The 15650-nt window shown below is 64.4% G+C and carries 13 protein-coding genes; 10 read left to right on the plus strand and 3 right to left on the minus strand.

Annotation, left to right across the window (positions count from 1 at the left end):
- Positions 1-54 precede the first annotated feature (54 nt).
- From ACCO56_RS29725 to ACCO56_RS29735, 3 genes are all read left to right on the plus strand, one after another.
- Positions 55-1407, plus strand: a complete 1353-nt coding sequence (locus tag ACCO56_RS29725) for an MFS transporter (protein WP_433644553.1) — start codon at positions 55-57, stop codon at positions 1405-1407.
- A gap of 732 nt (positions 1408-2139) precedes the next feature.
- On the plus strand, positions 2140-3237 hold the full coding sequence (locus tag ACCO56_RS29730; RefSeq protein WP_433644554.1) for an NADH:flavin oxidoreductase/NADH oxidase: 1098 nt from the start codon (positions 2140-2142) through the stop codon (positions 3235-3237).
- 90 nt (positions 3238-3327) lie between these two features.
- Complete coding sequence (locus ACCO56_RS29735) at positions 3328-5682, plus strand: penicillin acylase family protein (RefSeq protein ID WP_433644555.1); 2355 nt, start codon at positions 3328-3330, stop codon at positions 5680-5682.
- A 404-nt stretch (positions 5683-6086) separates the two neighbouring features.
- Here ACCO56_RS29735 and ACCO56_RS29740 read toward each other — a convergent pair whose 3' ends face one another.
- Positions 6087-6860 carry an IclR family transcriptional regulator gene (locus tag ACCO56_RS29740; protein ID WP_433644556.1) on the minus strand — a complete coding sequence of 258 codons (774 nt, stop codon included), beginning with the start codon at positions 6858-6860 and terminating at the stop codon, positions 6087-6089.
- Between the two features lie 259 nt (positions 6861-7119).
- Between ACCO56_RS29740 and ACCO56_RS29745 the strand changes: the two genes are divergently transcribed.
- The 7 genes from ACCO56_RS29745 (at position 7120) to ACCO56_RS29775 (ending at position 14567) form a co-directional block, all read left to right on the plus strand.
- Positions 7120-8100 carry an ABC transporter permease gene (locus ACCO56_RS29745; RefSeq protein ID WP_433644557.1) on the plus strand — a complete coding sequence of 327 codons (981 nt, stop codon included), beginning with the start codon at positions 7120-7122 and terminating at the stop codon, positions 8098-8100.
- A complete protein-coding gene (locus tag ACCO56_RS29750) occupies positions 8097-8939 on the plus strand; it encodes an ABC transporter permease (RefSeq protein ID WP_433644558.1) in 843 nt (280 codons plus the stop codon). Before ACCO56_RS29745 ends, ACCO56_RS29750 begins: the two co-directional genes overlap by 4 nt.
- Positions 8936-10567 (plus strand): ABC transporter ATP-binding protein, encoded by a 1632-nt coding sequence (locus ACCO56_RS29755; protein WP_433644559.1) that lies wholly within the window; start codon positions 8936-8938, stop codon positions 10565-10567. The genes ACCO56_RS29750 and ACCO56_RS29755 overlap by 4 nt, the downstream gene beginning before the upstream one ends.
- A 30-nt stretch (positions 10568-10597) precedes the next feature.
- A complete protein-coding gene (locus ACCO56_RS29760) occupies positions 10598-12193 on the plus strand; it encodes an ABC transporter substrate-binding protein (protein WP_433644560.1) in 1596 nt (531 codons plus the stop codon).
- Between the two features lie 65 nt (positions 12194-12258).
- Positions 12259-13068 carry a polysaccharide deacetylase family protein gene (locus ACCO56_RS29765; protein WP_433644561.1) on the plus strand — a complete coding sequence of 270 codons (810 nt, stop codon included), beginning with the start codon at positions 12259-12261 and terminating at the stop codon, positions 13066-13068.
- Between the two features lie 6 nt (positions 13069-13074).
- Positions 13075-13827: an SDR family NAD(P)-dependent oxidoreductase gene (locus tag ACCO56_RS29770; RefSeq protein ID WP_433644562.1), complete on the plus strand. Its 753-nt coding sequence runs from the start codon at positions 13075-13077 to the stop codon at positions 13825-13827.
- A complete protein-coding gene (locus ACCO56_RS29775) occupies positions 13824-14567 on the plus strand; it encodes an SDR family NAD(P)-dependent oxidoreductase (RefSeq protein WP_433644563.1) in 744 nt (247 codons plus the stop codon). Before ACCO56_RS29770 ends, ACCO56_RS29775 begins: the two co-directional genes overlap by 4 nt.
- Before the next feature lie 6 nt (positions 14568-14573).
- On the opposite strand, the gene ACCO56_RS29780 is transcribed toward ACCO56_RS29775, so the two are convergent.
- Together ACCO56_RS29780 and ACCO56_RS29785 are read right to left on the minus strand one after the other, a co-directional pair.
- Positions 14574-14873: an AzlD family protein gene (locus ACCO56_RS29780; protein ID WP_433644565.1), complete on the minus strand. Its 300-nt coding sequence runs from the start codon at positions 14871-14873 to the stop codon at positions 14574-14576.
- Positions 14870-15631: an AzlC family ABC transporter permease gene (locus tag ACCO56_RS29785; protein WP_433644567.1), complete on the minus strand. Its 762-nt coding sequence runs from the start codon at positions 15629-15631 to the stop codon at positions 14870-14872. The genes ACCO56_RS29780 and ACCO56_RS29785 overlap by 4 nt, the downstream gene beginning before the upstream one ends.
- Positions 15632-15650: the final 19 nt, after the last annotated feature.

Genomic DNA, 15650 nt, shown 5'->3' on the forward strand with positions numbered 1-15650 from the left:
GGATAACGATTCAAATGGTTTCATAATAAAACCTATTTTTGCCGGAGACCACCCATGAATTCCTTACAAGACGCGGTGCCTACCGCCGCCGCGAAGGATTGCGCGCGCGCCCAAGATACCCGGGCGAGAAGCAGCGGGCCTGCAACCGGCGAGCCACCGCCGACGCCACTGAGCGGGTCGGTCACGGTACTTTTTGCCGTTGCGAGCGGACTTGCCGTCGCCAACGCCTATTTCGCTCATCCCATGCTCGACGTCATGGCGGACGATCTCCGGCTCTCCCGGACAATCGCCGGGCTGATCGTCGGAGCTACCCAGGTCGGATATGGGCTGGGCCTGATTTTGCTCGTGCCGCTCGGCGATCTCGTCGACCGGCGCAAGCTCATTGTCGGCCAGTCGCTGCTATCGGTCCTGGCGCTGGCATGCGTGGGCTTGTCGTCGACAGGCGCTGCGCTACTCGCTTCGATGGCTGCGGTCGGACTTCTGGCCGTCGTCACGCAAGCGCTGGTCGCCTATGCCGCAAGCCTGGCGCGGCCCTCTGAGCGTGGGCAGGTGGTCGGCGTCGTCACGAGCGGCATCGTTCTCGGCATCCTTCTTGCTCGGGCGGTGGCCGGCATGCTGACCGACCTTTTCCATTGGCGGGCGGTCTACTTCGTTTCCGCTGCCTTGACTCTCGTCATCGCCGTCCTTCTCAGTAAGGCGCTTCCGCGACAGGAGAGATCCCGCCCGACGATTTCCTATCGACGCCTGATCGGTTCCATGCTGACGCTCTTTCTCGACGAACCGGTCCTTCGCATCCGCGCCGTCATCGCCATGTTGATCTTCGCCAACGTCACGACGCTGCTTGCACCGCTGGTGCTGCCGCTGAGCGCGCCTCCTTTTTCGCTCTCCCACACCGAGATCGGCCTCTTCGGCCTTGCAGGCGCCGCCGGCGCGCTCGGCGCGGCGAGAGCCGGGCGCTGGGCGGATCGCGGCCATGGCCAGCGCACGACCGGCATCGCGCTCGCCCTCATGCTGTTCGCCTGGCTGCCGATCTCGCTGTTGCCGCACTCGATCATGTGGCTGATCGCCGGCGTATTCGTCATCGATTTCGGCCTGCAGGCGACCCATGTCACCAATCAGGGCATGATTTACCGCGTGAGGCCCGACGCCCAGAACCGCCTGACCGCCACCTACATGGTGTTCTATTCCATCGGCAGCGCGATCGGCTCGTCATTCTCTACATTCGTCTATGTCCACGCTGGCTGGAATGGCGTCTGCCTCGTTGGCGCTGGCATCGGCGCCCTGACGCTTGTCTTCTGGGCTCTGACCTTGCGGGCAACGCCCGCCGCCGCCACGCAGCGGGCGGCCCATGACAAAAGTCATGACGCCCCGGGGCTGCCTGTAGGCCGAGCCGAAACGCGGCGGTGATCGGACCGGCAGCCCCATCCAACCTGTGCCCTGGCTCTACCACCCAACCCAGACACGCCTGCGATAGCAGCGGTAGCGCACGCGGCCACGATGCCAGTAGCGCCTGCAAACGCGACGCCATCTCCACCGCCCGCGGTGGTGCCCATATCGCCTGCCACGGGGCCTATGCCGCCGACCATGGCCGCGGCCACCCCATGGCTCGCCGCGCCAATCCCTGCGGTACTGGGCCGGCAACGCGTCCTGGAATTGCTGCTCGGAGCCTCCGTCGGGGGGATCGTTCAGCTCGTCAAGGATGCCGGCGCCGGTGTGCGGAACACCCGCCGGAGCGCCGGTCGGGCGTGCAAGAACCGCCACGGCGGTTGCTCCGGCAACCCCCACCAATCCAGTCAGAAACGATCGCCTGTCCATCGAAATTCTTCCAGTTGTCTTGAACCGATGGATCAACTTCTCGTTCGCGACGATGGTTCCGGCCTCGTTCTAGCCGAGCGAACAATCCGCGTTGCACTTCGTAAGAATGTGATGGGCCTGCGGTCACGCGGCCCCCCCGGGGCCTCGCATTAAGCCACCCCACACCGTCCTTCGCCTTAATATTTTCCCGGGACAACGAGCAGCGGGAATCGCTTAGTTTGGCTTAAAAAGCAATCCGATCGTATTGCATATCGATCCATGCTGGTTGTAGGGTGCCCGCCGATCGAGTGTCGTTGCGCAGCCCACCGACAAAGGGAACTTGTCTTGTCGATTTTGTTTTCCGCCTTTCAGTGCGGTCCGCTGGAATTCAACAACCGGATCGTGGTGTCTCCGATGTGTCAGTACTCCGCCGTCGACGGCTCGGCGAGCGACTGGCATCTTCAGCATCTCATGAATCTCGCGATGTCGGGTGCGGGGCTTATAACCGTCGAAGCGACCGCGGTGGAGCCGGAGGGCCGGATCACGCATGGCGATCTTTCGCTATGTTCCGACGCTAATGAGGAGGCGCTTGCGCGTGTCCTGAAGGCCGCCCGTTCGGTGGCACCTTCGGGAACGAAATTCGCCATCCAACTCGGTCATGCCGGCCGGAAAGCTTCGTCGCAACGACCATGGGAAGGTGGGGGTGCGCTCTCGAAAAACGAGGGCGCCTGGACGACGGTAGCGCCTTCGGCGGTTGCCTTCGCCGAAGGCTGGCACACCCCCGAAGCACTCGACGAGGCCGGGCTGGACCGAGTGCGGGCAGCTTTCGTCGATTCGGCGCGGCGCGCGGCGCGGCTGGGTTTTGAGGTCATCGACCTCCACCTGGCGCATGGCTACCTGCTGCACCAGTTCCATTCGCCGCTGTCGAACCACCGGACCGATCAGTGGGGCGGCGACCAGGACAGACGCCGCGCCTATCCGCTTTCGATTGCTCGTGCGATGCGCGCAGCCCTGCCCGCCCACGTACTCCTTTCCGCCCGCATCACCGGATCCGACTGGACCGCGGATGGTATAGGACCCGACGAGGCGGTCGCCATGGCCAAGGCCCTGAAGGACGAAGGCGTGGGCATGGTATGCCTGACGTCCGGCGGGCTCGTCTCCAATGCGCAGATCAAGGCCGGCCCTGGCTACCAGGTGCCCTTCGCGGAAACCGTGCGGCGTGAGACCGGGCTCGCCACGCAGGCCGTCGGCCTGATTTCGGGCATCGATCAGGCGGAGAGCATCGTCAGCGATGGCAGGGCGGACTTCGTGGCTTTGGCCCGCGCTCTGCTCGACGATCCGCGCTGGCCCTGGCAGGCTGCACGCAGGCTCGGCGCCGACATCGAAACACCTGTCCAGTACCGCCGGGCGGTGCCGCCGGCATGGCCGGGTCGCGCCGCATAGAGCATGTTTTTATGCATGTCCTCGGCCCAAAACCGCGGCACACTTTTGGGCGACATGCATCAGGTTCGAACGACTCGCAGGCAGGTTTTCATGGACGTGTTCAAGACGATTTCGTCGGAGGTCGCGGGTCTCGAGGAGGCGGTCGAGATCGCCTTCGACCGCTGGGGTATTCCCCACATCAGGGCAAAGAACCTGCACGATCTTTTCTTCGCGCAGGGTTACACCGTTGCGCGAGACCGCCTTTGGCAGATCGATCTCTGGCGCAAGCGAGGCCTTGGGTTGCTCGCCGCCGATTTCGGCCCCGGCTACCTGGCCCAGGATCGTGCTTCGCGACTTTTCCTCTACCGCGGCGAGATGGCGGCGGAATGGAGTGCCTATGGCGAGGACGCCGAGGTGATCTGCGCCGCCTTCGCCGAGGGGATCAACGCCTATGTCGACCGGGTCGAGAAGGGCGAGGAGAGACTTCCCAAGGAATTCAGGCTGCTCGGCACACGTCCATCTCGATGGAAAGCGGAAGACGTGGTGCGCATCCGCAGCCATTGCCTGACGCGCAACGCGATATCCGAGATCCTGCGCGCCAACGTTCTCGCGCGGGCCGGCGCCAAGGCGGAGGCCTTGCGCAAGCAGCTGGAGCCCGACGTCGCGCCTTTCGCCGACCCGTCCGTTCCGCTTGCCGAGATTCCGCTCGCAGCCATCGACGTCTTCAAGCTCGCCACCGCTTCCGTGAGCTTCTCCCGCGAGCGACTGTCGGCGACGCTGTCTGAATCAGGGCGCTGGACCCACGTCAACGCGCTGGGCGACGTGGTGATGGAAAGCGAATCCCAAGGCTCCAACAACTGGGTGGTCGCGCCGCAACGCACGGCGACCGGCCGGCCGATCATGGCCAGCGATCCGCATCGCACGCATACCGTTCCGTCGGTGCGCTACCTGGTGCATCTCACCATGCCTGGCTTCGATGCGATCGGCGCGGGCGAGCCCTGCGTTCCCGGCATCACGATCGGTCACAATGAGCGGATCGCCTTCTCGGTGACGATCTCGGGCGCCGATCAGGAAGACATCTATTTCTATGAGACGCGGCCCGACAACAGATGTTCCTATCGTTACGCCGACGGCTGGGAAGACATGACCGTCGTCGACGAGACTTTCGAGGTGAAGGGGCACTCTCCGCAGGTTCTGCCGCTCTTTTTCACGCGCCATGGTCCGGTGCTCTTCGAGGACGCCGAGAACAATCGCGCCTATGCCATTCGCACTGTGTGGTCCGAGCCAGGCTCGGCGCCGTACATGTCGAGCCTGAAGGTGATGCGGGCGCATTCCTACGATGGATATTGCCAAGCCCTCCGCGATTGGGGCACGCCCTCCATGAACCACCTCTATGCCGACGTCGACGGGAACATCGGCTGGCATGCCGTCGGGAAGGCACCGATCCGCCCGAACTGGAACGGGCTGCTCCCGGTACCCGGCGACGGGCGCTACGAGTGGGACGGGTTCATCGCGTCGGAGGATATGCCGAGCTCTGGAAACCCGGAGCGCGGTTTCCTCGCCACCGCCAACGAGATGAATATTCCGGAGGAATGGAGCACGACGAAGCCGGCGATCGGCTACGAATGGGTCGACGCCAGCCGCTCCCAGCGAATCCATCGCGTGCTGGACGACCAGCGGGCTCACGCTTTGGCAGATTCATGCCGCCTCCAGAACGACCTCCATACGATTGCCGGCGAGCGGGCCAAGGAGGCGCTGAAGCGCATGTCGTTCGGCAGCGAAACGGCGAGCCGGGCAGCGGGTCTGATCCTCGGTTGGGATTGCCTCGCGGGGCCTCGATCCTCGGCCGCCGCGCTCTTCGAGATCTGGGTCACGGCGCACCTCAAGCCGGCTCTCTATGCCCGGTTCGCGGAGGACCCGAAGATACGCCCTCTGCTGCAGCCCGGCGACATACAGTCGGTGCTTGCCGTGCTCGAACGCCCTCAGGAATGGTTGGGCGGCGACGCTATCGAAACCTGCCGGCAAATCGCGGAATCAACCCTGGACGCAGCCTGGCGCGATTGCCAGGGCCGGCTCGGAGACGATCATACAGAATGGCAATGGGGCAAGGTCCATCGCCTGAGGCTCGATCACGCGGTGGCCGCCGCCTTTCCGGAGATGTCGGCCGAATTCGATATCCAGCCAATCGAGGTGGGCGGCACCGGTTCCACGCCGATGTACGGATCCTATCGTCCCGGCGACTTCGTCAACATCACCGGCCCCTCGGTCCGCCTTGTCATGGATGTCGGAGGCTGGGACAACAGCCTCTTCGTCAACCTCCCTGGCCAGTCCGGCGATCCGGAGTCTCCGCACTACCGCGACCTGACGGGGGCGTGGGTCAACGGCGAATACATGCAGCTCGCCTACTCCGCGCGGGCCGTCGAGGCCGTCACCGCGTCGCGCATGCTGCTCGTCCCGGGCAAATAGAGCGCGTGGCGGCGCTCCTCTCCCTCGGTTCGGCCACTTCGTTCCGGCTCGTTGGGTGGGTTGCCCACACGTAACGGAATGGATCCACGGGTCACGTCGCCTTCGCTTCGCTCGGCGCCGGCCCGAGGATGACGAAGCTTCTATGGCGATGCCAATCGCCAATGTTGGAGATTTGGGGCAGGCCTTCAACGCAATCGTCATCCGGACGGGAGCCCGCGCCAGCGGGCGAGCTGATCCGAGGATCCATTCCGTTACGGTTGAGCAACCCACCCAACGGTGCAGAACGAACGAAATGACCGAATCGACACCGGCACCATCCCGCTCTTTGAGCTTTCCATGGGTTGCACGATGTATTTCACCATCCAAGGTGTCCTCCCAAGATGTGTGAATGCGACAGGGTGCCGTCAGACGGAGAGGGCGCGCGCGGCTTCGATGGCGAGCGGCGCGAAGCGGCGGCGGAAATCCTGCTCGCCCCACTCGCTAAGTGAACCGGCGACATGGATCGCTCCCACGGGCGTTCCGCCGTTGCGGGTGACTGCGGCGCCGACCACGACCTCGCCGATCATCGTTTCCTCGACCGCGCAGGCATAACCGTCGTCACGCGCCTTGGCGACCTTCTTCATGATCGCGTCGGGATCGGTGAGCGTCTTGGACGTGCGAGGCTCGCGGTCCGTGCGCATGATGATGTCGCGCGCCACCTTTTCGTCCAGGCAGCTCAAGCAGGAGCGGCCGCCGGCCGAGAGGAATGTCGGGATGCGGCGCCCGGCGAGCGTTGCGAAGAAGGTCTCGCGCTTGCTCTGAAGGCGCAGCGCGTAAACGATGCTGGTCCGGTCGAAAAGGCTGAGATCGACTCGCTCTCCGGTCGCCTCTCTCAAGGACAGAAGCACCGGCGTGGCGCGCTCGACGAGTGGATTCGTACGCAAATAGTCGAACGAACGATCGAGCAGCTTCTTGCCCGGCAGCAGTCCGGCGTCGTTGGCGGCTTTTTCCAGGTAGCCCAGGGTGAGCAGGGTCTGGGCAATCCGCTGGGCCGCGCTCTTGTCGATGCCCGCGGCCTGAGCCATGTCGCGCAAAGACAGGGGATGAGGGTGCTCGCCGAAGACTTCGAGCACCTGGAGCGCGCGCGCAACCGAGCGCAGGAACAACCGCTCGTCGACCTGTCCCTTTTCCTGGTCCATTCACCGTCCTCTTCCACTCGATTGGGTCGCATTATCCGTCGTTGACGCCGCTTTGTCGGCGTCCTATGGTATTATCAAAACGATCGTATTGGCAATCAATACGACAGAATAGAGTTCACGATCAAATCCTCCCAGAGAGCTGGATCTATGCAGGTGAACGCATGACAGTGCCACATGTATTCGCACGGCGGGAGATCAGCCGCCGACGGCACTCTGCCGCTTTCCCCGGAAGCTGTTGCCCGGAGGAGGGACAGAGGCGATGAATCCGGCCCTGCGCGCCACCCTCTCGCGGCTTGTGAAGGCGGTCGCGGTCATCCTCGCGATCGTTGTCCTCAACTTCCTGCTTATCAGGATGGCGCCGGGCGATCCCGCCGCCGTCATGGCCGGTGAAGCCGGCGCCGCAGACCAGGTTTTCATGGATCAGCTGCGCGAGCAGTTCGGATTGGACCGGCCCGTCTACGAACAGGCGCTGATCTACCTGTCGAACATCGTCCAGGGGGATCTCGGCTTCTCCTACCGTCAGAACACGCCCGTGGTCGACCTCATCGCCGAACGGCTGCCCGCCACGCTGCTGCTTACCGTCTCGGCTTTCGTCTTCGCCATCCTTGCGGGCGTGGCCCTCGGAGCGATGTCCGCGATGCGGGTGGGACACCCGCTCGACTTCGCCATCTCCATCGTGGCGCTGGTCTTCTACGCGACGCCGCTGTTCTGGATCGGCCTGATGTCGATCCTGCTCTTCTCGGTCTATCTCGGCTGGCTGCCGGCGGTCGGCATGGAGACGATTGGCGCCAGCTATACCGGCTGGGCGCGCGCCGCCGATGTCGCCTGGCATCTGGTGCTGCCCGCAACGACGCTCGGCCTCTTCTACATGGCGGTCTACACACGCATGACGCGGGCCTCCATGCTTGAAGTGCGGGACATGGATTTCGTGCGCACGGCCAAGGCGAAGGGCCTCAAAGCCGGCGTCATCGTGCGCCGCCACATCCTTCGCAACGCCATACTGCCGATCATCACGCTTGCCGGCATCCAGGCCGGCCAGCTCGTCGGCGGCGCGATCCTCACGGAGACCGTCTTCGGCTGGCCCGGCATCGGTCGCCTCGCTTTCGACGCGCTGCTGCAGCGCGACTACCCCGTCCTGCTCGGCGTCTTTCTCATCACCTCCATCATGGTGGTGATCTTCAACATCGTCACCGATCTCGTCTATCGCGTCGTTGACCCACGCATAAGGGCTTCGGCATGAGCGCGACCATCCGCCGTTTTGTCGCCAACCCCAAGGCCTTGTTCGGCCTGACCATCCTGGCGATCGTCGTCCTGGCCGCGCTGTTCGCGCCGCTTCTTTTCCCGCGCGACCCCTGGCAAATGGCGACCCGTCCCTTTCTGCCGCCGTTCCAGGATGTCAATTTCTGGCTCGGCACCGACATGCTGGGCCGCGATATCCTCGCCGGGCTGGTTTACGGCGCGCAGGTCTCGCTGATCGTCGGCCTCGTCTCGACGCTGGTGGCAGTCGGCGTCGGAATTCTTTTCGGCGCGCTCGCCGGCTATTATGGCGGCATCATCGACGACGCACTGATGCGGATCACGGAGTTCTTCCAGACCATCCCGACCTTCGTTTTCGCCCTGGTTCTGGTTGCGATCCTCAGCCCGTCCGTCGCCTCCATCATCCTTGCGATCGGCATCGTGAGCTGGCCGCCGGTCGCCCGGCTCGTGAGGGGCGAGTTCGCCAGTCTCCGGAGCCGCGAATATGTGAAGGCCGCCATGGTCCTGGGCCAGTCCGACAGGCAGATCATCCTTACGCAAATCCTGCCCAACACCATGTCGCCGGTCATCGCCATGTCTTCGCTGATGGTCGCGTCGGCGATCCTGACCGAAGCCGCCATCAGTTTCCTCGGGCTCGGCGACCCTAACATGATGAGCTGGGGCTACATGATCGGCGCCTCCCGCACCGTGATCCGCCAAGCCTGGTGGATGAGCTTCTTTCCCGGGATCGTGATCTTGCTGGTGGTGCTCGCCCTCAACCTCGTCGGCGATGCGCTGAACGATGTCCTGAACCCCCGTCTTTCGCAAAAGGGCCGGCAATGAACGGGCCGCTTCTGAGCATCGAGAACCTGACTGTCGCCCTGCCCTCGGCGGGAGAGCGAAGCCATGCCGTCTCTGGCGTGAACCTTTCGCTCGAAGCCGGAGAGATCCTGTGCATCGTCGGCGAGTCGGGCTCCGGCAAATCGATCACCGCCTCGGCCGTGATGGGCTTGCTGCCGAGCGACCTGCTCAAAGTCGAATCGGGAGCGATCCGCTACGCCGGCCGAGACCTTCTGCGCCTTGGGGAGAACGAGATGCGCCGCCTGCGCGGCGCCAGGATCGGCATGATCTTCCAGGAGCCGATGACCTCCCTCAATCCGGTCATGAAAATCGGGCGACAGATCGAGGAAGTGCTGGAGGCGCACGACGTTCCAAAGGCGGAACGGTCGGCGCGCGCCCTTGCGCTTCTCGACGCCGTCGGTCTCCCCGATCCGGCAGGCATCGCCGAACGCTATCCGTTCCGTCTCTCCGGTGGCCAGCGCCAGCGTGTCATGATCGCCATGGCGATCGCGCTCGAGCCCGACATATTGATCGCCGACGAGCCGACCACCGCGCTCGACGTCACCACTCAGGCGCAGATCTTGAAGCTCATCCGTGATCTGCAGCGTGAACGCGGCATGGGCGTGCTGTTCATCACGCATGATTTCGGCGTGGTTGCCGACATCGCCGACCGGGTCGCCGTCATGCAGAAGGGCAGGCTGGTCGAACTCGGCAAGGCCGACGAGATCCTGGTCAACCCGACGCATCTTTACACGCGCTCATTGATCGAGGCCGTCCCGCGCTTCCGCAGCGAGGCGGAACAGGCTCCCGACGCCAGCCAGGAAGTCCTCGCCGTGAAGGGCCTCACGAAGGTCTATCACACCGGTGGAGGCTTCTTCGGCGCAGCCCGCGAAATGAAAGCCGTCGACGACGTGTCCTTCTCCATCTCGCGCGGCGAAACTCTCGGGCTGGTCGGCGAAAGCGGTTCCGGAAAATCCACCATCGGCCAGTGCATCATGCGACTGCACAGCATCGACGGCGGGACCGTCCTCTTCAACGGCATCAATGTCGCCGAAGCCAGGGGCGCGACGCTCCACGCCTACCGTGCCAAGGCGCAGATGATCTTCCAGGATCCATTTGCTTCTCTCAATCCACGCCACAAGGTCGGCCGCTCGATCATGGCCGGGCCGCTCGCGCATGGCGTCGAAAAAGCGACCGCGGTGAGACGCATGGAACGGCTGCTGGAACGCGTGGGGCTGAAAGCCTCGGCCGCCGACCGTTACCCGCACGAATTTTCAGGCGGCCAGCGCCAGCGCATCGGGATCGCGCGTGCCCTCGCCGTCGAGCCGGACCTGCTCGTGGCGGACGAGGCGGTGTCGGCGCTGGACGTCTCGGTGCAGGCACAGGTGTTGGACCTGCTGCGCGAGATCCGCGACGAGTTCCGGCTGGCCATGCTGTTCATCACCCACGACCTGCGTGTCGCCTCGCAGATCTGCGACCGCGTGATCGTCCTGCACAAGGGCCGCATCGTCGAGGAGGGCGAAGTGACCAGCGTCTTCCAGTCACCGCGCGATCCCTACACCCAAAGGCTGCTGGCCGCGGTTCCCGGCAAGAACTGGCACGGGACGATCGAAGAATCCCAGCCGACGTAAAGGCGTGAAAGAAATCCAGAGGAGACAGACATGAACGACATGACGATCAACAGGCGCACGATGCTGATGGCGGCATCGAGCTCGCTGCTCGCCGGCTTGATGCCGCAATTCGCGCTGGCGCAGGCGAGTGACCCCGCCCGCATGAATATCATCGCCTTTCCCGAACCGCCGACGCTGTTCATCGGCCTCGACCAGAACGGTTCCACCCAGACGGTCGCGGGCAAGATGTATGAAAGCCTGCTGACGTTCGATTTCGATTTTACCCCGCGGCCGAGCCTCGCCGAATCCTGGGAGATCTCGGACGACAAGCTGACCTACACCTTCAAGCTGGTGAAGAACGCCAAGTGGCATGACGGCAAGCCCTTCACCGCCGAAGACGTCGTCTTCACCACCAAGGAGTTCCTGACGGAGGTCCATCCGCGTGCACGCGCGATTTTCTCCAATTGCGAGACGATCGAGGCGCTCGACGAGCACACCGTCCGCTTCGTGCTCAAGAAGCCGTTCGCGCCCTTCCTGATGGGCTTCGAAATGTCGACGGCTCCGATGATCCCGGCGCATCTTTACCGAGGGACCGACTTCCGCGCCAATCCGAACAACAACAACCCCATCGGAACCGGCCCCTTCAAGCTGGCCGAATGGAAGCGCGGTTCCTTCATCCGCCTCGTCAAGAATCCCGACTATCACGGCGAGGGCGAGCCACATCTGGAAGAGATCATCTTCCCGATCCTGCCCGACGCCAGCGCCCGCGCGGTCGCGATCGAGCAGGGCCAGGTCCAGCAGGGCCAGTTCTTCGATGTCGAGATGTTCGACGTGCAGCGGCTCGCGTCGCTACCGCATATCCAGCTGATCACCAAGGGCTACGAGTTTTACGCCCCCGTCGCGCGCATCGAATTCAACACGCGCGTGGAGCCTTTCAACGACAAGCGGTTCCGCCAGGCGATCTGCTACGCGCTCGACAAGCAGATGTTCACGGACACCATCTTCTTCGGCCTCGGCAAGCCGGCAGTCAGTCCGTTCAGCTACCGCACGCGCTTCTATGACGACAAGGTCAAGACCTACGAATACGATATCGAAAAGGCCAAGGCGCTGCTCGACGAGATGGGCCTGAAGCCTGACGCGAGCGGCGTCCGCACCCGCGTCACCTTCCTGCGCCTGCCCTGGGGCGAGACGTGGTCGCGCTTCGCCGAGATGGTCAAGCAGTCGCTCGCGCTGATCGGCATCGAAGTCGAGATCGAGGCATCCGACCCTGCCTCCTGGACCCAGCGCTATGCCAACTGGGATTTCCAGATGACGTCGAGCTATCCCTACCAATTCGGCGACCCGGCGCTCGGTGTCTCGCGTTTCTTCGTTTCCAGCAATATCCGCAAGGGTGTCGCCTATTCGAACTGCACTGGCTATTCCAATCCGGAGGTGGACGCGCTCTTCGAGAAGGGTGCGTCCGCCACGTCCGACGAGGAGCGCCAGGCGGCGTACTCCGAGGTGCAGAAGATCCTGACCGAGGATGTGCCGATGGCCTGGCTTGTCGAGGTCGAGTTGCCGACTCTCCTCGACAAGAAATATGAGGACGTCGTGGTTTCGGCGATTGGCGTCAATGAAAGCTATCGCAAGGCCAGGAAAGCATCCTGACGAAACATCGGGCGGCGGCCGCGGGAGAACCGGGGCCGCCCTTTTCCATTTGGGAGTATCCGACAATGAAGTGGCCGAACAATGCGCGCTGCGCGGTGATGCTGACTGCGGATTTCGACGCCGAGACCTTGTGGCTCTCGCGCGATCCGGCCAATGTCAAGCGGCCGGGCGTGCTGTCTCAGGGAATCTATGGGGGCGTTCGCGGGGTACCCGAGATCCTCAAGGTGTTCCGCAGCTACGACCTGCCGGCAACATTCTACATCCCGGGATGGACCGCCGAGAAATACGCCGATCGGGTCGAGGCGATCCTCGCTGACGGGCATGAGATCGGTCACCATGGCTACCTTCACGAATGGACCGATCCCGATAAGCCGGATGTAGAGCGCGCAACATTCGAAAAAGGGCTGGAGGCGCTCGACCGCGTGGCGGGCATACGCCCGACGGGCTATCGCTCCCCCGCCGGCGAGACCAGTCCCAACCTGATCGGCCTCTTGAAGGAATACGGCTTCCTCTACGATTCATCGCTGATGACCGACGTGTTTCCCTATCGGCACGTGATGCCGGACGGGACGCCCGGACCGGTCGAACTGCCTTGGCACTGGTCCAACGACGATGCCCCCTTCATGATGTTCGCCGTCCAGACGCCGCGCCCCCTCTTCACCAACGACCATATCTTCCAGGTCTGGCGCGATGAATTCGATGCGATCTACGAATGGGGTGGGCTCTACAACCTCGTCATGCATCCCCAATTCTCCGGGAGGCCTTCGCGCACCATGCTTTTGCGGCGCATGATCGAGCACATACTCAGCAAGCCCGACGTGTGGATCGCCAGGGGGCGCGAGGTGGCTGCCGCCTGGGCTGCCGAGAACGAGTAACCCCCGGTGGCAGTCTTTTCCGGCAAAACCGTCGTCGTGACCGGGGCTTCTTCCGGCCTCGGTCTCGCGACGGCCCAACTCCTGGCGGAGCGCGGGGCCGCGCTCGAACTTCTGGACATCTCGGCCGGCCGCCTCGAAGCGGCGCGCGACGATCTGCGCAAGCGTGGCGCAGAGGTGGAAATTCACCGCGTCGACGTAACGGACGGCGCTGCCGTTGCCGCGGCTTTCGCCGCGATCGCCCGTTGCGATGCGCTGGTCAACAGCGCCGGAATGGAAGGTCCCGCCGGCCCGCTCGAGACATGTGATCTCGATGCCGTCGACCGCGTGCTGGCAGTCAACCTCCGCGGCAGCCTCGCCTGCGCGCAGCAGGCCATTTTTCGCATGAAGGGCGCCGGCCTGGGAGGCGCGATCGTCAATGTCGCGTCGACGGCAGGGCTGCTCGGCTCGCGCCGTCTCGGAGCCTACGCCCTTTCCAAGGCGGCAGTGATATCGATGACGCGCTCGCTCGCGCTCAGCCTCGCCGGAGACGGGATCCGCGTCAATGCGGTCTGTCCTGGCTCGATCGACAGCGAGATGTTCGACCGCACGTTGGCCTCGGCCGACCCGGAGGCCGAGCGTCGCGCCATGATCGCGCTGCATCCGCTCGGCCGGCTTGGCAAGCCGGTGGAAGTGGCGGAAGCGATCGCCTTCCTGGCTTCGCCCGCCGCGGCTTACATCACCGGTGTGAGCCTGCCCGTCGACGGAGGGCGCCTCGCATGAAGCCTCGCGTTGCAATCGTCACGGGCGCGGCCGCGGGCATCGGGACAGCGATCGCGGCGCGCTTCCTCGCTGACGGCTATGCGGTGATGGCCGTCGATCGCGCAACCCGGCCTGAAGATTTTCGCGTCGAGCCCGGGTGTAGCGCTTTTCTGCAGGCGGATCTTGCGGACAAGGCGGTGGCCGGTGAGATCGCCGCCGCCGCCAGCGCGCTCGGTACTGTCGATGCGTTGATCAACAATGCCGGCATAGGCGGATCACGACCGGTGGCGCAGACCGACGACGACAGCTGGGAAAAGATCCTCGACGTCAATCTTGGCGCCGCGTTCCGGCTTTCCCGCGCCGTACTTCCCGGGATGATCGAGCGCGGCAAGGGCAGCATCGTCCACATCGCGTCGATCTTCGGAGAGGTCGGCTATCGCGGGACAGCGGCCTATGCCGCGTCCAAGGCGGCCCTTGCCGGGCTCACGCGGCAGATGGCGGCCGATTATGGTCCAGCCGGCATCCGCGTCAATGCCGTCGCGCCGGGTCTCATCGAAACCGCCATGACGGCGAAGCTTCTCCAGGACCCGACCTATCGGGACCTCATGCTCAACAGTACGCCCGTGGGCCGCACCGGAAAGCCGCGGGAAGTGGCGGGCGTCGTCGCATTCCTCTGCTCCGACGACGCGTCCTTCGTCAACGGAGAGACCATCGCCGTCGACGGTGGCTGGCGCGCGACCCGTATGAAGGTTTCGGGGTAGCTTCTGTTATTGGCCCGCCAACCCTCTGAAAACGGCCGCCGCCAGGATACCGGTGACGATCACCACGATCAGGGGAAGCCGCCAGGCGGCAAGCACGACGAGGACGGCCGCTACCGTTTCCGGCCAGCCGGTCGCAAGCACCGTCGGAGCGATGATCGCCCCCAGCACCGCGACGGGCATGGCTTCGAACGCCGCCTTCAGCCGGCCGCGCCGGGCAAATCCTTCAGGGACGAAGAACCCGGCCAGACGCGTCGCGACGGTGGCGGCAGCCATGGCGACGATGGTGGCGAGCACGTCCGGGTTCACGCGCGGTCCTTTCCGATGCCGGCATCATCGCGGCTCGGATCGGCGGCAATGGCCGCTGCGGCGATACCGGCCAGCGCGCCGGCGGCGATCGACAGAGGTCCGGGATAAACCAGGTGGACCGCGGTCGCGGCAGCCGCGCTCGCCAGGATGGTGACGACAAAACCCGATCGCTGACGGAACCCCATGATGAGGCCGATGAAGATGGCGATAAAGGCGAAGTCGAAACCCCAGGCCTTGGGCTCGGTGATCAGCCGGCCGGCGAGACTTCCGACCACCGTCGCGATCACCCAGTTCGCGTAGAAGAAAACGACGAGCCCGGCATAGAAAGCCGGCGTCAGCCTTTGCCGCGCGGCGCGCGCCTCGGCGAAGGCCCATATTTCGTCGGCCAGGAAGAACATGGCGGCGGCGCGCAACCGGCGCGGAAAGCCGCCCATATGCCTGAGGACCGAAGCGCTCATGAAGGCATGCCGAAGATTGACCACCAGCGTGCCGATCCCGATCGCCAGCCAGGCGGGCGGCGACTGCCATGTGTCGAGCGCGATGAACTGGGCGCTGCCGGCGAAGACCAGGGCGGACATCAGCCCCGTCTCCAGCGTGCTCAGGCCTCGATCCGCGGCCAGCGCGCCGAGAAGGACCGCAAAGGGCGCGGCCGCGGCAATCGCGGGAAGGCTGATGGTTACGGCCTCCCGAAACTCGGCAAGAGGCTTGGGGGAAGCGTAGGTCGGGTTCGAGGCGGCTTTGTCTGGTGCGTAATCCATCGCGGCAGGTCGTTTCGAA

The sequence above is a fragment of the Mesorhizobium sp. 1B3 genome (genome assembly GCF_050958605.1).
Taxonomy (GTDB): Bacteria; Pseudomonadota; Alphaproteobacteria; order Rhizobiales; family Rhizobiaceae.